This is a genomic window from Kitasatospora sp. NEAU-69 (assembly GCF_057158765.1).
Genome location: NZ_JBWXUE010000015.1, coordinates 159,930 through 179,760 on the forward strand (window position 1 = coordinate 159,930; position 19,831 = coordinate 179,760).

General features: G+C 71.4%; 19 protein-coding genes. 13 read left to right on the forward strand and 6 right to left on the reverse strand.

The features are described from left to right. Positions 1-270: 270 nt before the first annotated feature. From AC060L_RS19475 to AC060L_RS19485, 3 genes are all read left to right on the forward strand, one after another. Positions 271-645 (forward strand): DUF4229 domain-containing protein, encoded by a 375-nt coding sequence (locus AC060L_RS19475; protein WP_483800070.1) that lies wholly within the window; start codon positions 271-273, stop codon positions 643-645. 28 nt (positions 646-673) lie between these two features. Then, a complete protein-coding gene (locus tag AC060L_RS19480) occupies positions 674-1,687 on the forward strand; it encodes a LacI family DNA-binding transcriptional regulator (RefSeq protein WP_483800071.1) in 1,014 nt (337 codons plus the stop codon). 94 nt (positions 1,688-1,781) lie between these two features. Then, complete coding sequence (locus AC060L_RS19485; RefSeq protein ID WP_483800072.1) at positions 1,782-5,348, forward strand: SdrD B-like domain-containing protein; 3,567 nt, start codon at positions 1,782-1,784, stop codon at positions 5,346-5,348. A 117-nt stretch (positions 5,349-5,465) separates the two neighbouring features. Here AC060L_RS19485 and AC060L_RS19490 read toward each other — a convergent pair whose 3' ends face one another. Continuing rightward, positions 5,466-6,659, reverse strand: a complete 1,194-nt coding sequence (locus AC060L_RS19490; protein ID WP_483800073.1) for a Mu transposase domain-containing protein — start codon at positions 6,657-6,659, stop codon at positions 5,466-5,468. A gap of 1,213 nt (positions 6,660-7,872) precedes the next feature. Between AC060L_RS19490 and AC060L_RS19495 the strand changes: the two genes are divergently transcribed. Next, positions 7,873-8,079, forward strand: coding sequence for a hypothetical protein (locus tag AC060L_RS19495; RefSeq protein ID WP_483800074.1), 207 nt, complete (start codon positions 7,873-7,875; stop codon positions 8,077-8,079). A gap of 57 nt (positions 8,080-8,136) precedes the next feature. Beyond that, complete coding sequence (locus AC060L_RS19500) at positions 8,137-8,832, forward strand: DUF2637 domain-containing protein (protein WP_483800075.1); 696 nt, start codon at positions 8,137-8,139, stop codon at positions 8,830-8,832. Between the two features lie 12 nt (positions 8,833-8,844). On the opposite strand, the gene AC060L_RS19505 is transcribed toward AC060L_RS19500, so the two are convergent. Further along, complete coding sequence (locus tag AC060L_RS19505) at positions 8,845-10,158, reverse strand: MFS transporter (protein WP_483800076.1); 1,314 nt, start codon at positions 10,156-10,158, stop codon at positions 8,845-8,847. Positions 10,159-10,588: 430 nt separating this feature from the next. On the opposite strand from AC060L_RS19505, the gene AC060L_RS19510 reads away from it, so the two are divergent. Next, the gene (locus tag AC060L_RS19510; RefSeq protein WP_483800077.1) at positions 10,589-11,974 is read left to right on the forward strand and encodes a dicarboxylate/amino acid:cation symporter; all 1,386 of its coding nucleotides are present in this window, start codon (positions 10,589-10,591) and stop codon (positions 11,972-11,974) included. 153 nt (positions 11,975-12,127) lie between these two features. Here AC060L_RS19510 and AC060L_RS19515 read toward each other — a convergent pair whose 3' ends face one another. Further along, positions 12,128-12,412, reverse strand: a complete 285-nt coding sequence (locus AC060L_RS19515) for a hypothetical protein (protein ID WP_483800078.1) — start codon at positions 12,410-12,412, stop codon at positions 12,128-12,130. Positions 12,413-12,647: 235 nt separating this feature from the next. On the opposite strand from AC060L_RS19515, the gene AC060L_RS19520 reads away from it, so the two are divergent. The 3 genes from AC060L_RS19520 to AC060L_RS19530 all read left to right on the forward strand — a co-directional run bounded on the left by AC060L_RS19520 (position 12,648) and on the right by AC060L_RS19530 (position 15,183). Beyond that, positions 12,648-13,325 carry a hypothetical protein gene (locus AC060L_RS19520; RefSeq protein WP_483800079.1) on the forward strand — a complete coding sequence of 226 codons (678 nt, stop codon included), beginning with the start codon at positions 12,648-12,650 and terminating at the stop codon, positions 13,323-13,325. Further along, positions 13,322-13,876, forward strand: a complete 555-nt coding sequence (locus AC060L_RS19525; RefSeq protein WP_483800080.1) for a DUF2269 domain-containing protein — start codon at positions 13,322-13,324, stop codon at positions 13,874-13,876. Before AC060L_RS19520 ends, AC060L_RS19525 begins: the two co-directional genes overlap by 4 nt. An 89-nt stretch (positions 13,877-13,965) precedes the next feature. Further along, positions 13,966-15,183: an MFS transporter gene (locus AC060L_RS19530; RefSeq protein WP_483800081.1), complete on the forward strand. Its 1,218-nt coding sequence runs from the start codon at positions 13,966-13,968 to the stop codon at positions 15,181-15,183. A 90-nt stretch (positions 15,184-15,273) separates the two neighbouring features. Here AC060L_RS19530 and AC060L_RS19535 read toward each other — a convergent pair whose 3' ends face one another. Continuing rightward, positions 15,274-15,489: a DUF397 domain-containing protein gene (locus AC060L_RS19535; protein WP_483800082.1), complete on the reverse strand. Its 216-nt coding sequence runs from the start codon at positions 15,487-15,489 to the stop codon at positions 15,274-15,276. After that, positions 15,486-16,322 (reverse strand): helix-turn-helix domain-containing protein, encoded by an 837-nt coding sequence (locus tag AC060L_RS19540; RefSeq protein WP_483800083.1) that lies wholly within the window; start codon positions 16,320-16,322, stop codon positions 15,486-15,488. The genes AC060L_RS19535 and AC060L_RS19540 overlap by 4 nt, the downstream gene beginning before the upstream one ends. 100 nt (positions 16,323-16,422) lie before the next feature. Between AC060L_RS19540 and AC060L_RS19545 the strand changes: the two genes are divergently transcribed. Together AC060L_RS19545 and AC060L_RS19550 are read left to right on the forward strand one after the other, a co-directional pair. Continuing rightward, the gene (locus AC060L_RS19545) at positions 16,423-16,677 is read left to right on the forward strand and encodes a hypothetical protein (RefSeq protein WP_483800084.1); all 255 of its coding nucleotides are present in this window, start codon (positions 16,423-16,425) and stop codon (positions 16,675-16,677) included. Then, entirely contained in the window at positions 16,674-16,916 is a 243-nt protein-coding gene (locus tag AC060L_RS19550; RefSeq protein WP_483800085.1) for a hypothetical protein, read from the forward strand. Before AC060L_RS19545 ends, AC060L_RS19550 begins: the two co-directional genes overlap by 4 nt. A 477-nt stretch (positions 16,917-17,393) precedes the next feature. Here the strand turns inward: AC060L_RS19550 and AC060L_RS19555 are convergent, their stop codons facing one another. Then, the gene (locus AC060L_RS19555) at positions 17,394-17,855 is read right to left on the reverse strand and encodes a GNAT family N-acetyltransferase (RefSeq protein WP_483800086.1); all 462 of its coding nucleotides are present in this window, start codon (positions 17,853-17,855) and stop codon (positions 17,394-17,396) included. Between the two features lie 120 nt (positions 17,856-17,975). On the opposite strand from AC060L_RS19555, the gene AC060L_RS19560 reads away from it, so the two are divergent. Together AC060L_RS19560 and AC060L_RS19565 are read left to right on the forward strand one after the other, a co-directional pair. Then, on the forward strand, positions 17,976-18,755 hold the full coding sequence (locus AC060L_RS19560; protein ID WP_483800134.1) for an SDR family NAD(P)-dependent oxidoreductase: 780 nt from the start codon (positions 17,976-17,978) through the stop codon (positions 18,753-18,755). A 200-nt stretch (positions 18,756-18,955) separates the two neighbouring features. Beyond that, positions 18,956-19,750: an alpha/beta hydrolase family protein gene (locus AC060L_RS19565; protein ID WP_483800087.1), complete on the forward strand. Its 795-nt coding sequence runs from the start codon at positions 18,956-18,958 to the stop codon at positions 19,748-19,750. Positions 19,751-19,831: the final 81 nt, after the last annotated feature.

The window sequence follows — 19,831 nt, forward strand, 5'->3', positions numbered from 1 at the left end:
TCCGCCCGCCGGATGCTTCCGGCCAATCGCGGCCGCCAGGGCCTCTCCGCGCCTCTCCGCGCCTCGCTGTGCCTCGCTGAGTCTCTCCGAGGCCGGTGTGACCGATCCGACAGTCCGCCGGGCGCCCGGGGTGACCGGGACGGCATCACCTTCTCGCCGGAGCCGCGCCGGGGCATGCTTCACTGGGGGAGCTGCCGTGCCCGTGGTGCGGCAGGTCACCGCCCGCCCCGCCCGCCCCGCCTGTCGTGCCCGTCGAGAAGGAAGCCACCCGTGAGCAGCAAGTCGCACGCCACGCTCCGATACACCTCCCTGCGGGCCAGCATCTTCCTCGCCTGCCTGCTGGTCGCCACGCTGCTCGGGCACTTCGGGATCATCCCGGTGGTGGGCGCCACCGGAATGATCTTCCTGGTCCTGCTCGCGGGCCTGGTCTCCGCGCCGATCAGCTACGTGGTGCTGCACAAGCAGCGGGACGAGATGTCGGAGCAGATCGTCGGCAAGGTCTCCACCATGCGCTCGCGCACCGCCGGGCGGATCGCCGCGCAGAACGCCGAGGAGGACGCGGCGGACGACGCGGTCCGGGCCACCGCCGAGCAGCCCGCGCAGTCGAGCGCGCAGTCGAACGCGAAGACCGAGCAGCAGGCGTAACGGGCCGGGTACGGGAGGCTGGTACCCGATGCCGAGCAGCGCAGCCGCGCCCGGGAAGCGGCCGACCGGCCGGGACGTCGCCCAGCTGGCCGGCGTCTCGCAGGCGACCGTCTCGCTGGTCTTCTCCGGTGCCGAGGCCGGCCACCGGGTCTCGGCGGCCACCCGGGAGCGGGTGCTCGAGGCCGCCCGCGGTCTGGGTTACCGCCCGCAGGCGGCCGGCCGGCAGCTGCGGCTGGGCCGCAGCGGCATGGCCCTGCTGGCCGTGCCGAACCTGCAGGGCCCGTTCTTCGGGCGGGTGCTGGCCGGCGTGCACGAGGAGGCCGCCAGGTACGGCCTCGCGGTGGTGGTCAGCTCCGGCTGGAGCGCGGCCACGCTCGCCGAGGCCGCCACCACCAGCCGCTTCGACGGCCTGCTGATCTGCTCCCCGGACGACGGCCAGCTCGGCGAGCTGCCGCCCGGCACCCCCGCCGTCTTCCTGGACGCCGACCCGGCGGCGGCCGGCGGCGCCCCGACCGTCGAGCTGGACCTGTCCGGCGGCATGGCGGCGGCCGTGGCGCACCTGGCCGGGCTCGGCCACCGGCGGCTCGGCCGGCTGCGCTCGACGCACAGCGCGTACACCTTCCGGGTCCGGCAGGCCGCGTTCGAGCGGGCGGCCCGCGGGCTCGACGTGCTGGAGCTCGGCGTCCCGCTGAACCGCGGCGAATCGGCGGCGCGGGCGGCCGCGACCGAGCTGCTGGCCCGACCGGACCGTCCGCACGCGGTGGTCTGCGACGACGACGTGGTGGCCTGCGGCGTGTACCAGGCGGCGGCCGACCTGGGCCTGCGGATCCCGGCGGACGTCTCCGTGGTCGGCATCGACAACGTCGCGGTGGCCGGGCTGCTGACGCCGCCACTGACCACCGTGGACCTGCCGGGCGAGCGGCTCGGCCGGACCGGGGTGGCCGCGCTGGCCGGCCTGCTCGGCGGGGAGCCGGTCGCGCCGGTCCCGCCGCTGGAGACCCGCCTGGTCGTCAGGTCCTCCACGGCGCAGGCCGCCGGCTGACCTGAACGGGCGCACTGAGCCGCACGACTGAATTATTGTCAGCTTTTCTCGCGTCGTCCCAGGTCGCGGCTATTAGTCGGATGAACTGCTGACCATGCGGACTTCCATCGGACGGCTCAAAGTGCCGGGGCTGACAGCGCCCCGACTACGTGCGGCCCGGCTAGGGGCGGCACTCGCCCTGGTGGCCGGCTCGCTCTTCGGCAGTGGCGTGCTGGCGTCACCGGCCCAGGCAGCGGTCTCCTTCAACAAGACGGTGGACAAGGCCACCGTCGGCCCAGGCGAAAACGTCACTTATACGCTCCGATACACCTGTTCGATCACCGAGTGCAACAACGGGCTGATCACCGACCAGTTGCCGCCCGGCATGGAGTTCGTCGGCTGGACGCCGGACCCGTCCTCGGTGGACGTGGCCGGCTCCACGGTGCCCGCAGCCGGCAGCGTCGGCGGCACCCTCGACATCAAGTTGAAGAACCTGGCGCCCGGCACCACGGCGACCGTCCAGGTGGTGCTGAGGTTCCCGAACTTCACCACCCCGAACGGCACCAAGACCACCAACACCGCCACCCTGACCGCCGATGGCGAGACTCCGCAGACCTCCAGCGCCGACACGACGGCCGTCGTGCAGCCGACCTACACGGTCACCAAGGGCGTCCAGACCTCCAGCGTGGACGGCCGACTCGTCACGTACCAGTTCAGCGCCTGTGCGGCCGACGGCGTGCCGAACGTCGACCTCGACGACAGCCGGCTGATCGACACGCTGCCGCCCGGCGCGGTCGTGGACACCAGCCGCTCGCCCGGCTGGTCGCAGGTCGCGCCAGGACCGAACACCTGGGGCTTCGACATCGGTGCGTTCCGCTCCGGCAACGGCCGCGGGGGCTGCCGCAACCCCGGCGTGCTGGTCGTCAACTACCCGGAGGACCACTTCCCGGACGGGACCACCTCGCACAACACCGTGGACCTGCGCGGCGACCCGCTCGGCCCCGAGCCCGAGCGGGAGCTCTCCACGGCGGGGGCCGACAGCCCGACGTTCCTGCCGCCGGTCTCCGGCGTCCAGGTCAGCGCGCGCAAGAACTGGCGGTCGACGACGACCTCCGGCGACCTCAACTCGATCGCGCTCTACCCGGTGAACCAGGCCGGTCCCGCGACCAGCCTGGTGATGACCGACCCGGGCGGCACCACCACCCCGGGCCTGTACAACTGGCTGGCCCCGCAGACGATCCAGCTCGGTGCCTGGTCCCCGAACAGCGTGCTGCTGACGCTGGACTACCGGCTCAACGGCGACCCGGCCTGGCACACCTTCACGCCCGGCACGCCGTTCAACGGGTCGGGCCCGCGCTACGTCAACTTCGGGACCGGCGCCGGAAACCCGGCCAACGACGTGCTCGGCATCCCGGACGGGCGCTGGCTGGACGGGCTGCGGTTCAGCTGGAACGGTCCGATCCCGACCGGCTGGAGCCCGGGTGGCGCGGTGCAGGTGCTGACTCAGGTCATCACCCCCGGCCACGACGGCACCGCCGCGCCGGCCCCGCTGCACAACTGCGTGGATGTGACCGCCACCGACGGCAGCTCCACCTCCGCGGCGAGCGACTGCGCCGACACCACCGTCACCGCCGCGACCAACCTCGGCGCCGCGAAGACCACGGTGGCCGGCTCGGTGCTCTCGCCCGGCGGCACCGCGACGTTCCAGGTGATCCCGTACAACCGCACCGGCCGCACGCTGGACCAGCCGCTGGTGCTGTACGACCTGCTGCCGGTCGGCCTGGTCTACGTGGACGGCTCGGCCCGGCCCGACCCGGCGTACGCCGACACCAAGGCCCCGCAGTCGATCAGCGTGCTGCCCGGCCCGAACGGCCGTCAGCTGATCAAGATGGTCTGGCCGGCGGGCGCGCCCGACATGGCGTACGTGCACGACTACCTCGCGTACCGGATGCTCTTCGACGCGATGGTGGCCGGCAGTGCCAAGCCGGGGACGCTGACGAACGACGTCTACGTGGGCGTCGAGAACCCGGCCGTCCCGGTGGCCTGCTCGTACTTCGGCAACGACACCGCCGTGCCGGACGTCCACGACCTCAACGGCAACGGCGACACGAGCGAGAAGCTCTGCCCGGCCTCCTCCACGGTCGAGGTGCACGTGCCGTCGGTGCTGCGCTCGTACAAGGAGGTCAAGGGCGACCTCGACGCCGACTACGGCAGCCTCGGCACCGCCACCCCCGGTGGCCGGATCGACTACCGGATGACGGTGCGCAACGACTCGCCGGACCCGGTCACCGACTTCGTCGCGTACGACCGGCTGCCCACCCCCGGCGACGCCTACGTGCTGCACCCCGACGTGCAGCGCGACAGCAAGTGGACGCCCTCCCTCACCCAGCCGCTGACCAGCAGCGACCCGACCGTGGTGATCGAGTACACCACCGACAAGCAGCCCTGCGTGCCGCTGCGCGACCCCGCCGCCAACGCGGGCTGCGACAGCGCGGCGGTCTGGTCCACCACGTTCCCCGGCCCCGGGCTGGCGACCTGGTTCCGGATCCGCCGGCCCGGCACGCTCGCGTCGGGCGACAGCTTCACGCTCACCTGGCCGATGGTCGCCTCGGTCGATGCGCCCGACGGTGACTTCGCGTGGAACAGCTTCGGCTACACCGCCACCGACGTGAACGGCCAGGAGCTGCTGCCGGCCGAGCCCGCGAAGGTCGGTGTCGGCATCAAGCAGCCGATCCCGCCGAACAACGCGCTCGGCGACCGGGTCTGGCAGGACCTCGACGGCTCCGGCATCCAGAAGCCGGGCGACCCGGGCGTGCCCGGGGTGAAGGTCACGCTGCTGGACGGCCAGGGGCAGGTGGTGCGAGACAAGAACGGCAACCCGGTCACGACGGTGACGGACGCGAACGGGTACTACCTCTTCGACAAGCTGCCGGACGGCACGTACGCCGTGCAGTTCGACCTGACCACGCTGCCGCAGGGCGCGACGGTGACCAAGCGCGGGGCGGGGACGGACCCGGCGCTCGACTCGGACGCGGACCCGACGACGGGCATCACGCAGACGGTGACCCTGAGCGGCGGGGCGCGGGATCTGGACCTGGACATGGGGGTGGTGCTGGCGACGCAGCCGACGCCGACGCCGACGCCGACGCCCACGCCTACGCCGACTCCCACGCCGACGCCGACGCCGACGCCGACGCCGACGCCGACGCCGACTCCCACCCCGACGCCGACCCCCACGCCGACGCCGACGCCTACTCCCACGCCGACTCCCACGCCGACGCCGACGCCTACTCCCACGCCGACTCCCACGCCGACTCCCACGCCGACGCCGACGCCGACCCCCACGCCGACGGAGACGGCCACCCCCACCCCCACGCCTACTCCCACGCCGACCCCCACCCCCACGCCGACCCCCACTCCCACACCCACGCCGACGGAGACGGCCACCCCCACCCCCACGCCTACTCCGACGCCGACCCCGACGCCCACGGAGACCTGCACGCCGACGTCCCACCCAGTGCCCTCGCACACCTGGATGCCCAAGCCGTCGCCCACCGGCAGCCTGCCCGACACCGGTAGCGACATCCCCGGTCCGATGATCGTGGCGCTCGCGGGCCTCCTCGCCTTCGGCGGCCTGATCCTGGCCCTCACCGCCTACCGCCGCCAGGGACGGCACAGCTGACGCACGGTCGGAGCTGACACCTGATCAGCCCGGCTGATCGCCCCAAAGCAGTGGGCCCGGCTCATCGGCAATGCCGACGAGCCGGGCCCACAGCTTTCCGGATACCGCCCTGGTCCGTTATCCGCCGGATCCCGGCTCGTCCGGTCCGCCGGTCCGCTCGGTGGACGGCCGCTCCGCCGGCAGCGGGTGCCCGCGCAGGGCGTCGGCCTCGGCCAGCGCCGCCAGGGAGAGCGGACGCCGGGGCCTTCTGCGGCAGGGCGAGGCGTCGTCACGGGCCGACCGGGCGGGGCGGTCCAGCACGATGGCTCTGCTGCGGTCGACCAGCCGCAGCCCTGCTCCCTGCGGCGCCAGTGCGTGGCGGGCGATGACGGCTCCGCTTGCGGTGGTGATCGACAGGAACGGGTCTCCGAGACGCCGGCAGACCTGCACCGACGCGCCCGACAGGTCGGGTGGCACCGCATAGTGGTTGCCGCGGAAGGGCACCAGGCCCTGGGGGGTGACGGTACGTCCGACGCAGCTACGGAGCGGGTACGGCGTGGCCGGCAGGTCCATCAGCACCATGTCGGGAGCCGGCCGGTTGAGCTCGCAGGGTGTGCGGTGGCCGTCCATGGCGGACGCGAACCGGTCGAGGCTCTCCTGGGCGGCCCACAGGGAGCCGCCCTCCGGCACGGTGCGCCACCATCGCCGGAGGGTCGGGTGCTGGGCCGCGTCCGCAGCGCCGTCAGGGTCGGAGTGACAGTCGCTCACCGTGGCCCCGTAGTACTTGGCCGCCTCCGCGAAGGCCGGCATCACTCGGCCGGTCCTCGGGCACCAAACCGCGGGCATCCGGCCGAGTCGCCAGTGTGCGGCGCTGCCGCTCAGACGCCGCAGCACCTGGTCGATGGCTTCGATGACCTGTGGGAGCTCCTCGCCGTCCGTGATCACCGCGCGCCAGCGGTCCAGCCGGACCAGCGTGCCCAGCAGCAGGTGAGCGGGGCCCTCGCCGTCCAGGCCCGCAGGTGGACGGCGAAGCTGCAGCCACTCGAACAGGACCGTCTCGTCCGCCGGCCGCGGGGCGGTGCTGCCGTCGCCGGACCCGGTGGAGTGGCAGAGCTCGCAGCCCGGCCGGACCCGATGCCTGCGCAGAGCCCGGGTGAAGGTCGAGTAGCCACCCGGATAGCCCAGTGCGGTGACCTCGTCGAAGAGCGTGGACGCCGGCAGGTGCTGATCGTCCGCGAGTCGGGCCCGGCAGTACGGCAGGAACCGTGCGAACTCGTCGAGGGCGGGGCTGCGGGTCCCCGCGACCCGCTCCCCGCCGATATAGGACCTCACCGTCTTGCGGCCGCGCCCCAGGTGTCGGGCGATCGCAGAGATCGACCACCCCTGTTGCTGCAGTGACCGCACAACATCGTATTCCTCTCTGGTGAGCATCCGTTGCTCCTCACAAGCTGGAGTTCCCTTCGCGGGTGGGGCCATGAATTTCCGATGGATCCCCATGCGGCCGTAAATGCTACACGATGGCGGCAGAGCAAAAGGCGGAAATGGCTTGGTCGTCCGGGCGCGCGCCCTGGGGAAAATCAGGGAGTACCGCCGTGTGCGATTGCGCCACCCGCTGCGCCACTGGGGAGATTCGGTGAGCGCAGCTGGAAACTCATATGGAACGATGCCAGAATTCCCCGGAAATCGACCTTCGAAGATGCTCTCCGGCGGCGCCGTCCCGTGCGGTTCACCGACTATTGATTGCGCTCCGGCCGGGCGTCGATCGCGAATTGCCGGAAGCGTTTCGCCGGGCTCGTGCGGGGTGGCGCGCCGGTGCCGGGCGGCGATCGGACCGTCCGGCCGCATGTCAGCCGGTGCGAGGGTGTGGCGACTCGGCCACCGAAATGCCTCCGGGGCCATTCGGATGCCTCGTGACCCGATCGGAGGAGCCCCGGCAAATGCCTGGGGCAAGCATCTCGGGCAAATGCCCATCCGACGGTCCGGCGGGGACGGGCTCGGTCACTGCGGTGACCGTGCCGTTTACCGGAGCGTCGAAAGGTGCTCGAACGGAGAATCTGTCGGCAAAATAAATATCATCGTAAAGTCTGCCGAGAGCAGCGGATTGCGCGCCCCGAACCGGTGGCGTCTGGCGTGGGATGCCGGATCGTGCGGCCGTCCGCTGTTCCGGTGCCCCATGGTGGGGGTGTCGCGATCGGACGGTGTGGACCCGGGGGAGCCCCGCCGGATAATTCGGTGCTTGCCGCATCCGGGCGTGCGCGGCAGAGAGGGAATAATCTCCCGGATAGCGAAGGGGCTGGCACTGGGGAATTTCGGTGAGCGCTTCCGGTGTGGAATCCCGGCTGAATCCCTGATCCGTCCGGCGGCAGGAGGGGGTGGCTCGAAAGCGGTCGGCCGTGGTTTGCCAGGGTAATTTCGGCGAGCAGTCGGAATGCTGAATATGGAAGGACGCCCGGATGCCGGACACGTGCCGGGGAAGCCCATTCGTTGAAGTGGCATGAGATCAATGTGCCAGCCAATGACTCGCCCGGAGCCGCCGCAGGAGCCGGTGGCCAGTCTCGGAAAGTGGCTCTTCGTGCCGGACCGGCGGAACCCGGTGGGTGACGTGCGGACCGGCTACCTGTCATGCAACGGCGAGCGGGTCGTGCTGCGGCACTGCTCCCGGCAGTTGGCCGACTTCCTGCGGAGGATCCGTCAGCTCGAGGAGGACTTCGCCAGGCGCTGCGGCGCCGACTCGTTCCCAGCCAGGGCGTGACGGCTGCCGTGTGTGCCGAGCGGACGACCGCCGGCCTGCGAAAGCACGGAGGGTGCCGTGTATGACCCGCGAGGCGAGTTCCTCCCCCCGCACGGGGGCACCGTGCACTACGACCCCGAGGGCGAGTACCCCGGCGAGTACCCCTCGCGCTTCCCGACCATCGAGGCGCTGGGCGGTTGGGAACCCGATGGCCTCTTCGTTCCGCATCCGCGTGCGTCCGCCGACGACGCCACGATGTCCGCCGCCGCCGCGGCCCCCGTGGTGCCGCGGCACCGGCGGCGGGCGCACCTCTTCGCGGTCACCTGGGCACAGGTTCTCGGCTCGCTGTTCGGAGTGCTCACCGCCGTGACCGTCGTAGCGGTGTGCGTGCTGGGCTGGACGCTCTCCTACGACCCGCTGCTGAACCTGGCCTTCACCCGGGTGCCGCTCGGACTGTCGCAGCTGTGGCCGCTCATCGTCTACGGGCCGTGGCTGGTCGGCTGTCTGTCGGTCCTGCGCGGCGCCCTGGACGGACGTCGGCCCGTGCACTCCTGGGTGGTGGTGGTCGTCTTCTCCACCGTGGCGACCGGGCTGTGCGTTGCCGACGTCTCCCTCACCGTCCCCGACGTGATCGTCGCGGGCCTGCCTCCGATCACCGCCGTCGTCTCCCTGCACCAACTCGCCCGCCAACTCCTCGCGGCCAAGGGCGCCCACCGTCCCGGTTGTCGCCAGGCATCCCACAAGGCAGGCCCCATGAAGGGAGTGCGACGATGACCAGCCGGCCGCTCAGTCCACCCGGCGCGCTTCGGAGTCCCCCGCGACCGCGACCGCGGCCTCTGCCACCGCCGCCGGATCCGCAGGGCCCTCGGCCGCAGCGCTGCCGCTCGCCACCACGACGCTGGCCACCACGACGCTCGCTGCCGCGCTCCGCGCGCCGAGCCGTCCACGGGCGGCGAACAGCAGCACCGCGCCTGCCGTGATCCCGCCGACCGAGCACCCGGCGACGGCCGTCAGCGAGCTCGCGGCCAGCGACCCCGACACCGCGTACCCGAGCGCGTTGCCCGTCGCGAAGAGCGTCACCAGCCAGGCGAACGCCTCCGTCACGGTGCCGGTCGGCGCGAGTTCGGCGACCAGCACGAAGGCCGCCGCCAGCAGCGGTGCCAGCCCGATACCGGAGAGCAGCGCCAGCCCGGCCATCGGCCACGGCCCGGGGAGCAGCAGCAGCGGCAGGTAGGAGACCGCCATCGCGAGCGCCAGCACCCAGGTCCGGGTGGCAGTGCTGCTGCGCCAGCGCACCGCGCCGTAGCCGAGCGCGCCGAGCAGGCCGCCGAGTGCGGCGAGCGCGAGCAGCAGCCCGGCGCCGCCCGGCAGCCCGCCGCCGTGGTGCCGCTCCGCGTAGGCGATGAAGAGCACGTTCTGCGCGCCGACCGTCCAGCCGCCGCCGGCCAGGCCGATCAGCAGCAGCACCAGGCCGGGGGAGCGCAGCGGGCCGAGCAGTCCGGAGCCGTGGCCGCGCGGCGGCGCCTGCCAGCGGCGGGTCGGCGCGGCGGTGGCCACCACGAGGGCGCCGGCCAGGCCGAGTCCGGCGGCGGTCCAGAGCGCGGCGACCGGGCTGGCCCAGGCCGCGATGCCGGCCACCGCGAGCGGGCCGGCGACGTAGAGGATCTGCTGCGAGGCCGAGTCGAAGGCGTACGCGGTGTCGAGCTGGCGCTCCTCGACGACGTCGGGCCAGAGCGAGCGCAGGCACGGCTCCAGCGGCGGCATCGCGAGCCCGGCGATCGCCGCGCCGCCGATCGCCGCCGCCGTGTTGCCGGGCGCGAGCGCGAGCAGCGCGTAGCCGAAGCCGGCGACGACGGCCGAGCAGAGCAGCACCCGGGGCTGGCCAGTGCGGTCGACGACCCGGCCGAGCACCGGGCCGCCGACTGCGGCGGCGAGCGCGTAGGTCGCGGTGGCCACCCCGATGCGGCCGTACGGCGCGCCCGCCTCGCGCAGGGCGAGCGCGATGACCAGCGCGGTCATGCCGGCGGGGAGGCGGCCGAGCAGGGTGCCGAGGAGGAGTCGGGTGACGTGCGGGGCGCGGAGCAGGGCGAGGTAGCCCACGGGGGTCTCCCGGGCAGAGGGGTGGCAGGAATAGCAAAGTTATACGTATAACTTCCTTCGGTCAAGTCGTCGGTCGGGCCGCTCGCCTTCGATCCTGAGCCGACCGTTCGTGTCCACATCTCAAACAACAACTTTGAACAACTCAAACCTTTACTGCTAACGTCTCGCTCATGACCACCCCAGGCGCACTCCGGCAGCAGGACACGAGCGACTCGCTCGTGCTCCGTGCGCTGCCGTTGCTGCCGTGTTGCCTGGCCGGTGCCGTGGAGAGCCGTGGCGGGTGTCGCCTCCCCCGCGTGTCGAGCTGTAGCCAGGCGGCGTACGCCTCCTCCTGAACCACCCGGCCCCGCTGTGGGCCGGCCGTTCCCGTGCGCCGCCGTCGCCTCCCGCCGCCCCCATTCGCCCTCCCGTGCCCCGGAGTTGCACCACCATGTCCACCGCACCCCGATCCACACCGCCCTCGTCCATACCGCCCTCGTCCGCACCGCCCTCGGCGCTCGCCCGGCTGCGCCGCACCCCGTTCTGGGTGCAGATCGTGGCCGGCCTGGTGCTCGGCGTCGTGCTCGGCTTCGTCGCCCGGCAGAACGACGTCTCCTGGCTGAGCACCACGCTGGACACCGTCGGCAAGACCTTCGTCCAGCTGCTCAAGCTCGCCGTTCCGCCGCTGGTCTTCACCGCGATCGTGGTCTCGATCGCGAACCTGCGGAACGTCACGAACGCGGCCCGGCTCGCCGCGCGAACACTGCTCTGGTTTCTGATCACCAGTCTCATCGCCGTCTCCATCGGCCTGGCGATCGGCCTGGCGACCAACCCCGGCCACGGCACCAAGCTCTCCACCAGCGGCCTCAAGGCCCCGGCGGACGCCGGCTCCTGGGTCGACTTCCTGACCGGCATCATCCCGACCAACATCGCCGACGCGTTCCTCAAGGTGAACGTGCTGCAGATCGTCTTCCTCGCCGTCGTGGCCGGCGCCGCGATCCTGAAGGCCGGCGAAAAGGCCGCGCCGGTACTGAAGTTGAGCGAGTCGCTGCTGGAGCTCGTGCAGACCGCGCTCTGGTGGGTGATCCGGCTCGCCCCGCTCGGCACGCTCGGCCTGATCGGCAAGTCCGTCGCCAAGTACGGCTGGGACCTGCTGCGCCCGCTCGCCACCTTCACGGTGGACATCTACGTCGGCTGCGCGCTGGTGCTGTTCGTCGTCTACTCGCTGCTGCTGCGCTTCGCCGGCGGCCTGAACCCGCTGCGCTTCTTCCAGGGCGCCTGGCCCGCGATCCAGCTCGCCTTCGTCTCCCGCTCCTCGGTCGGCACGCTCCCCGTCACCCGCCGGGTCGCCGAACGCCTCGGCGTCCCGAGCGAGTATGCGAGCTTCGCCGTCCCGTTCGGCGCAACGACGAAGATGGACGGCTGCGCTGCGATCTACCCGTCGATCGCCGCGATCTTCGTCGCCCAGGTCTACGGCATCCACCTGGGCATCGGCGACTACCTGCTGATCGCCTTCGTCTCGGTGATCGGCTCCGCCGCGACGGCCGGCCTCACCGGCGCGATCGTGATGCTGACCCTGACGCTTTCGACGCTCGGCCTGCCCCTGGAGGGCGTCGGCCTGCTGCTGGCGATCGACCCGATCCTCGACATGATGCGAACGGCGACGAACGTGGCCGGGCAGGTCGTGGTGCCGGTGCTGGTCTCGGCGAGGGAGAAGACCCTCGACCTGGTCGCGTACAACAACCCGACCGACGACCTGTACGCGGGCGCGGGAACGGCTGCGGGCGCTGCTGCGGCGCAGGCCGATGGCGCCGCCAAGGTCTCCGTGGCCGCCTGATTGCGTGGTCGTCTGACCAGCGACGCTTCGTGCCCTTCCCCGCCGGTTCGGGGAAGGGCACGAAGCGTTGGTGGCGTGCTGTGGGGGTGTATGACGGAGGCTTCCGCGCACGTGATCGTGCACGGAAGCCTCTCGCTGTGCCGCTACGGCCGCTTACCGCCGCTCGAAGTGGTGGTAGACCTCGGTCAGCTCCGGCGGGGCCTTCGGGTCCGGGAAGCCGGACTCCTGCGTGATCGGCAGCATCCGTCCCATGAACGCGTCGAGCTTCTCGCGGGACTCCCAGAGGTCAACCACGCGCAGGCCCCCGCTGGTCACGATGGCGCTGTGGAACAGCAGCCCGTCCGGGGTTTGGGGGGCACGCGAGCCTGCTCGCTTGTCCACCTCGTCGTACTGCGCCGCGGTCACGCCAGGGAACTCGAGCTGCATCAGTACTGCCATGACTGGCCCTTCTCTCGGTCAGGTGCGCGATCAGCTCAGCAGCACCGCCGGGATGCCGCGCGGTGTCGCGTCCGATCGAGTGGGTCACCCACCGTTGCCGGGCCCGCTTCGGGCCAGGTCGGGGCCGGCGCTACTCCGTGGGGAGCAGCGGGACTCCCTCCACGGGTACGACGACTGCCGGCGGGGATTCCGGTGTGCTGGGGGCTCGGACTCGGAATTCGGAATGAGGGGCACCATGGGCAGCGGAAGTACGCGTTTAGGGTGGCGACTTGGCGGGCCGGTCTTCGTGGTCTGCTTCATCGGCAGTCTGGTCTGCGGGGCGTTGCTGTCCCGGGGGTCCGTCTTTCTGCCCACCGCCACTGCGGGCCAGTTGAGGCACTACTACGAGAGCAGCGGACCGGCGGTCACGGTGTCCTCGCTGCTCCAACTGGTCGCCGCCGCAGGGCTGGTCCGGTTCGGGCTCGGTGTCTCCGGCGTGGTGGGCGCCGATCGTCGCGCGAGCTACGCGACCTGGCTGGCCGCCGGGGCCTTCACCGTGTCGAGCGCACTGGCGCTCTCCCTGGCGGCGGTCGCGGGCGGTGCGAGCGACGGCACGCTGCTGGTCCTGGCCCGGCTCACCCTCGTTGTCGGTGGGCCGATCCACTTGGCCGGGCTCGCCGGGCTGCTCTGGTACGTCTCGCGGCGGGCGCTCGCCGAGCGGCGGGGGCCACGGTGGGTGGTCCGTTTTGGTGTGGCCGCCGGGCCGTTGCTGCTGATCTCACTCGTCTCGATCGCGGTGCCCTCGGTGACCCGGGTGGAGCCGCTGTGGCGGCTGCTGGCGGCGGTGTGGATCATCGCCGTCAGCGCGGGCGCCGGCGCGCTTGGCCGGGCCGTCCCCCGCGTCGGCTCGCGGCTACGGGTGACGGCGCGATGACCGCCGCGCAGCGGGGCGCCGCGAGCCCGTTCAGGCTGGGCCGCCGGGCGCGGCGGATCATGATCATCGCGCACCTGGTCTCCTCGCTCGGCTGGCTGGGACTCGACCTGGTGCTGCTCACGCTCGGGTCCGCCGCCGCAGCCGATCCGGGGAGCAGGCACGCCCGGTACCTCGCGATGCAGCTGCTGATCGACACGCTGCTGCTGCCCTTGGGCCTGCTCTCGATCGCGACCGGGCTGCTGCTCACGGCCGGCCGGTGGAGTCTGCTGCGGGACCGGTGGGTGGGCGCGAAGTTCGTGCTCAGCCTGGCGGCGGTGGCGGCCGCCTGGTTCGCGTTGCGGCCCAGGGCGGACATCGCCGTCGCCGCCACCGTGGGAGACGGGTCCGGGGCCGGGGCCGGGCTGTTCGCCGGCTTCTACGCGCCGGGTTGGGCGCTGGTCATCGCACCCTGCGTGGGGTTCCTGCTCTACCTCACCGCGACCGTGCTCGGAGTGGTCAAACCGGGGCGGCGCCGCTCGCGTAGGTCGCTGTCGGAACCAGCCCCGGCCTGAGGAGTCTCAATAACGCAGCGACCCCCGACCCCTGGACCGGCCCTGCGCTGCCTTGACCTTGCCCTTGGGGCAAGCCCCAGCGTTTGGGCATGGGGATCTTCATGGATATCGAGCCGCTGCGGCATCAGGACTTCCGCAGGCTGTGGCTCGCGGGGGCGATCACGACGATCGGTGCCCAGTTCACGGCGGTGGCCGTGCCGTTGCAGATCTACGGCCTGACCGGCTCGTCCGTCGAGGTCGGACTCGCGGGCCTTGTCGGCTTCGGCCCGATGGTTCTCGGATCCCTCTGGGGAGGAGCCGTGGCGGACGCCGCAGACCGGCGCCTGGTGCTGCTGTGCACCAATTCCGGGATCGGGGCGGCCTCGCTGCTGCTGTGGGTCCAAGCCGCGATCCACCTGCGTTCGGTGGCGCTACTGCTCGTCCTGGTGGCGCTGCAACAGACGTGCTTCGGCGCGAATGCGGCCGCAGGCGGTGCGGTCGTCCCACGCCTGGTCCCCACGGCGGCCCTGCCGGCGGCGAACACGCTGCAGTCGACGGCCTCCTGGTCAGCGGGAATCGCGGGCCCGCTGCTGGCCGGCGCGCTTCTGCCCACTGTCGGGAGCCCGACGCTCTACTTGATCGATGCCGTGGCGCTCACAGCGACGCTCCTGGCCGTGTGGCGGCTCCCGTCGTTGCCGCCTCTGCGCTCCGGCGGACGCCGTCCTGGCAAGAACGGCGTGCTGGCCGGGCTCCGGCTGCTCGGCAAGGACAAGGTCCTGGTCGTCACCTACGCCGCCGACTTCTCGGCGCTCTTCCTCGGCCTGCCGTACGCGGTGTATCCGCAGCTCGCCTCGGAACTGCGCGGCGCCGACGTCGTGGGCGTGCTGTATGCGGCGATACCGGTCGGCAGCGTGCTGGCCGGGCTGCTCTCCGGGTCCTTCACCCGGGGTCGCCGCTACGGCGCGGCGATCTGTGGCGCGGTCTGCTGCTGGGGTGGGGCGATCGCCGGGTTCGGCCAGGCCCGGTCCCTGGCAACGGCTTCAGGCCTGCTCGTCCTGGCGGGCGCCGCGCTCACCGTGCTGAGCGCGTTCCGCAAGTCCGCGCTCCAAAGCGTCGTCACCGACGAGCTGCGGGGGCGCCTCCAGGGCGCCGACACGGTCATCGCCGCCGGCGGCCCCCGCCTTGCGGGCCTGGCCCACGGTGCGGCGGCCTCCCTGATCGGTCCCACGTGGGCGGTCACGGGTGGGGGCCTGCTGGTGGTGGCAGTGATGCTGGCGCTGTATCTGGCGGTCCCGGACTTCCGACGTTTCGAACGGCCAAGGTGCTGACAGGTATGGGGAGGAGCGTGTCCGCATCAGTGATGCAGCGAACCCCCGACCAGTCCGGTCGGGGGTTCGCGGTGTCGGTCTGAGGACGGCTCAGATGGCGCCGAACTCGCCGTCCTTCACGCCCGCCACGAAGGCGGCGAAGCCCTCGGGGGAGAAGAACAGGGCGGGGCCATTGGGGTTCTTGGAGTCGCGGACAGGGACGGTGCCAAGGCGGCTGATCTCCCTGGGTGCCCACTCGATGCACTCTCCGCCCGTCTGGCTGTAGGACGACTTCACCCACCCGGCGTCGGTAAGGTCGATGCTCATTGAAGTCCCTTTCGGACGGTGCTGATCACGGCGAGCGAAGCCACGGTTGATAGCGACTCCGCCATCAGCTGATCGTAGTCTCTCTCCCACGCAGCACAGGCAGTTGAGTCCCGCTCCAGGTACCCGCGTGCGTTGGTCTCGCTGTACCCGATGACCGATCGATCGGGCAGCGTCAATAGAACCAGCGGAAAGATGAAAGGTGTCAGTTCATCCAAGCTCAACGGAGCTACTTGGACCGTGACGTTCGGTCGTTCGGCCATGCTTGCCACGTGATCGAGCTGGCGAGCCATCACCTTGGAGCCGCCGACAAGTCGAACCACACAGCTCTCATCCATGACGCTGTGGATGATCGGAGGAGTGGGGCGCTCCAGTACACGCTGTTGGCGAGCGGCCAGGAAGGCCAGGCTCTCGTCCGCTTGGGCGCGGGTGATGCTGCCGCGCCGAACTGCCCCTGCTGCCAGTGCTGCTGCGTACTCAGGAGTTTGGAACAGCCCTGGAATCACGCCCGTCTGGAAGGACCGCAGCTTCCGGCAGCGGGCCTCGCACTCGGCGAACTCCTCGAAGCCCTCCAGCAGTGCTGCCCGCGTGATCCGCCGGTACAGCTCGTAGAACGATCCGCCCGTCTCGAACACTTCGTCGGCTTTTACAGCGAAGTGGCGTGTTGGGGGTCGCTTCACTCGTTCGATGAACGAGATCAGCGTGTCCGAGTAGCCCATGCGTTTGCCGAGCTCCACCTGGGACCAGCCACGCGCACGCCGTGACCTGCGAAACTCCGCCGCGAATCTGGCGACCGGAGATGACGTGGAGTCAGGAATGTTGACTTCTGGGGCCATTCAAGGATTTTACGTGCCGGATCGGTACAGGTGGAACCCCTGGTCTCCGGTCGCCTCGATGCCGATTCTTGTGGTGGATCGACTACGGAACGGAGTGGCCGTGAGCGCGCGCAGATTGCCCAAGCCCCCCAAGGCCCTGTACACGCCCCGCGTCGGCGAGGTGGTGCGGGATGCCAGGACCGGTCGGACCGGGGTCTACCAGTGCCCCGGGTATGACAAGTACCCCACGGTGTTCCTGCGGCCGGAGGGCGGCGGCGTGGAGTGGGAGGTCCCGGCCAGCGAAGTGGAACCGCTCGACCCGGCAGGCGAGTTGGAGCCCGTGGCGCAGGCCGTGGTCCGCAGGGGCGAGCCGTGAAAGTCCGTCTCGCGCACGGGGTGGACGTGGTGGTCGCGATTCTCCTCGTCGTCGCGCTCAGCTCCGGTGCTGCCTGGCTCGCCGTGTTGCCGATGCCGTCCTGGCCGTTCAGCATGCGGGCGCTCGTGTTTCTGCTGGCCTTCGCGGTCACCTGCATGGTCGGGGTCTCGGCGAGTGAGCCGTTCATCCGTCGGTCGGCCCAGCGCCGGGCCCGGAAGGCGAGGCGGGGTGACCACTGAGCCACCGCCTGCGCTGCCGGTGCCGCTGCCGCCGCAGCACCAATGGCGATTCGGGCGCTGTACCTGCTGTGACCGTCAGACCCTGGTCGCCCCCGGGCCTCAAATCGCCACGGACGAGGGCAGGTTGGTGACGCTTCCGTACTGCGTGGCCGGCTTCGAGCGGGCCGGGCGGTACGTCCACCGGGTCCGGATCCGCGCGATGCTGGATCCGGATCGTGGATTGGTGTGAGCCGGATCGCGAGCGCTGCTGGAACTGTGACCGCGCCCCCCATTCCGTCGAGTCCAACCTGCCCCGGCCTGCTGACAGGCCCTACAGGCGCCCGTGCCGATTTCCTGGGGAGGGATACCCAATCGGCGCGGGCCGCTCGCCCCGGCCGCAGTAGCGCGCCGTGCGCCCGTCGGTCGGGGCGGGCAGCGTCACCAGTCCCGCTCAGGGAATGTCCGTCCGTTCACCGTTCACCGTTCACCGTTCACCGTTCACCGTTCACCGTCCGGCGGGCGTTGGAGGAGCTGGCGGGACGACTCGAAGCCCAGCCGTTCGTACATCGGCACGGCCGTGCGACCGGAGTGGACCGTCACGCGCATGGACCCGAGGTGTTCCGCATGCTCCGAAGCCGCCTTCACGAGCGCCGAGCCGATCCCCAGGCCTCGGTGCTCCGGCATGACGAAGACGGTCTGGATGTCCGCAGACAGCCGACTCGTCGCTCCGGGTCTCGGTATGCGGGGGAGGAGGGCGACCCAGGCCATGCCGACGATCTCCGGTCGGTGGAGTCGGGCCACGAACGCCAGGTGCGAGGTCTGGTGGGCTGTCCACCAGTGCGCGAGCTCCGCTGCGAATGCGTCGACCGATGGTTGCGTGGGCTCCTCGTGGTGGGTGTCCAGCCACAACAGCCGGGCCAGGTCTGGAACGTCGTCCGTATTCGCCTGACTGATGATCATGCGGTGAGTCTAATGACGAGGCCCTCGCGCGCTCCTGCCGGCAGTGGATCGCAGGCCGTTTGGGCTGGGGGATCAGGTGGAAGGGGCGCTAGAGGTGTGACCGGAAGGGAAGAGGCGATCGTGGGGGAACTGGACGGCAGGACCGCACTGGTGACGGGCGGCTCGCGGGGGATCGGGCGGGCGGTCGCCCTGCGGCTCGCGGGCGAGGGGGCGCTGGTCGCGGTGCACTACGGGGAGAACGAGGTGGCCGCCGCGCAGACCGTGGAGCTGGTGGCCGAGGCGGGCGGGCGCGCGTTCGCGGTGCGGGCACGGTTCGGGGAGAGCGGGGCAGTGGACCGGCTGTTCGAGGGGCTCGTCGCCGGGCTGGCGGAGCACGGTGCGGACGGGCTGGACGTCCTGGTCAACAACGCGGGCATCCACTCGGTCGGTTCGATCGGGCAGCTCACCGAGGAGGAGTTCGAGCGGCTGCTGGCGGTCAACGTGCGCACGCCGGTCTTCGTGATCCAGCGGGCGCTGCCACTGCTGCGGGACGGCGGGCGGATCGTCAACGTGGCCTCGGCGGCCACCCGGATCGCGGCGCCCGTGCAGATCGGATACACCGTCACCAAGGCTGCGCTGGTGGCCCTCGGGGCGCCGCTGGCCAACGAGCTCGGCCGGCGTGGGATCACCGTCAACACGGTCAACCCCGGCGTGGTCCGGACCGACATGACCGCCGGCTGGACCGGCGTTCCCGAGGCGGTGGCCGGGCTCGCGGCGATCACCGCGCTCGGGCGGCTCGGCGAGCCGGAGGACATCGCGGACGTGGTGGGCTTCCTGGCCGGTCCGCAGGGCCGCTGGGTGACCGGCCAGATCATCGAGGCCTCCGGCGGCACCTACCTCGGACCGATCACGCCCGGGTGATCCACCGTCAGAGGCAAAAGGGGGTAGTCATGATCGCGGTCGGGCTGCTAGTTTTCACCCGACCGCGACAACGTCCGAGGAGGTGAGACCCATGAACGCTGGATCCATGTGGGTGCTCCCCCTCTCGTCACGGTCAGGCGATTGACGTAGCTGTCGCCGGGAGCGCCTAGACAAGCAGGCACTTCCGAAAGGCAACACCCATGTCCTCTCTTACGCCCTCCCTGCACTTCACCGCCGAGTCGTCGTCGAACGGCATGCTCGAGCGCGACTTCACCATCGGCGACGCCCCGGGCGTCCTCTGGTCGCCGGTCTCCAGCTCCCCGGTCTCCGGCGCGGCCGATCGCGCGCCCCTGGTCCTGATGGCCCACGGCGGCGGCAACCACAAGAAGCACCCGGCGATGTCCGGCCGTGCCCAGCGTCTGGTGAGCGGCTGCGGCTTCCACGTCGCCGTTCTCGACGCGCCGGGCCATGGCGACCGGCCGCGCACGGCGCACGACGAGGCGGAGATCGCCGAGCTGTTCCGGGCGCGGGCGGCGGGCGAGCCGGAAGGCCCGATCGTCGTGCGCTACAACGCCCACCTGGCCGAGCTCGCCGTGCCCGAGTACCGGGCCACCCTGGACGCTCTCCAGGAACTCCCGGAGATCGGCGCCGACGGGCCGGTCGGCTTCTGGGGCATCAACATGGGCACCGCGATCGGCGTGCCCTTCGTCGCGGTCGAGCCCCGGATCACGGCCGCGGTCTTCGGGCAGCACTGGCCGGACGTCCTGGCCGAGCAGGCGAAGCGGATCAGCATCCCGATCGAGTACGACATGCAGTGGGACGACGAGCACATCTCGCGTGAGGAGGGCCTCGCGCTGTTCGATGCCTTCGCCTCGAACGAGAAGTCGCTGCACGTGAATTCGGGCAAGCACAAGGAGCTGCCCCGGTTCGAGGCCGACAGTGCGGTGCGGTTCTTCGCCCGGCACCTCGGTGGAGCGGTCACCGCGTCGGCCTGACCTGAGCGGTAGCGGGGGGGGGGGGGGGGGGGGGGGGGGAAAAAAAAAGGGGGGCCGGTGGGCGGAAGCGATTGTGGGGAA

Excerpts from the sequence above, each read along its gene's own strand:
- AC060L_RS19485 (WP_483800072.1), top strand. The coding sequence starts at position 1,782 with ATGCGGACTTCCATCGGACGGCTCAAAGTGCCGGGGCTGACAGCGCCC.
- AC060L_RS19520 (WP_483800079.1), top strand. The coding sequence starts at position 12,648 with ATGGGCAGCGGAAGTACGCGTTTAGGGTGGCGACTTGGCGGGCCGGTC.
- AC060L_RS19555 (WP_483800086.1), bottom strand. The coding sequence starts at position 17,855 with ATGATCATCAGTCAGGCGAATACGGACGACGTTCCAGACCTGGCCCGG.
- AC060L_RS19565 (WP_483800087.1), top strand. The coding sequence starts at position 18,956 with ATGTCCTCTCTTACGCCCTCCCTGCACTTCACCGCCGAGTCGTCGTCG.
- AC060L_RS19515 (WP_483800078.1), bottom strand. The coding sequence starts at position 12,412 with ATGGCAGTACTGATGCAGCTCGAGTTCCCTGGCGTGACCGCGGCGCAG.
- AC060L_RS19530 (WP_483800081.1), top strand. The coding sequence starts at position 13,966 with ATGGGGATCTTCATGGATATCGAGCCGCTGCGGCATCAGGACTTCCGC.
- AC060L_RS19510 (WP_483800077.1), top strand. The coding sequence starts at position 10,589 with ATGTCCACCGCACCCCGATCCACACCGCCCTCGTCCATACCGCCCTCG.
- AC060L_RS19535 (WP_483800082.1), bottom strand. The coding sequence starts at position 15,489 with ATGAGCATCGACCTTACCGACGCCGGGTGGGTGAAGTCGTCCTACAGC.
- AC060L_RS19525 (WP_483800080.1), top strand. The coding sequence starts at position 13,322 with ATGACCGCCGCGCAGCGGGGCGCCGCGAGCCCGTTCAGGCTGGGCCGC.
- AC060L_RS19480 (WP_483800071.1), top strand. The coding sequence starts at position 674 with ATGCCGAGCAGCGCAGCCGCGCCCGGGAAGCGGCCGACCGGCCGGGAC.
- AC060L_RS19540 (WP_483800083.1), bottom strand. The coding sequence starts at position 16,322 with ATGGCCCCAGAAGTCAACATTCCTGACTCCACGTCATCTCCGGTCGCC.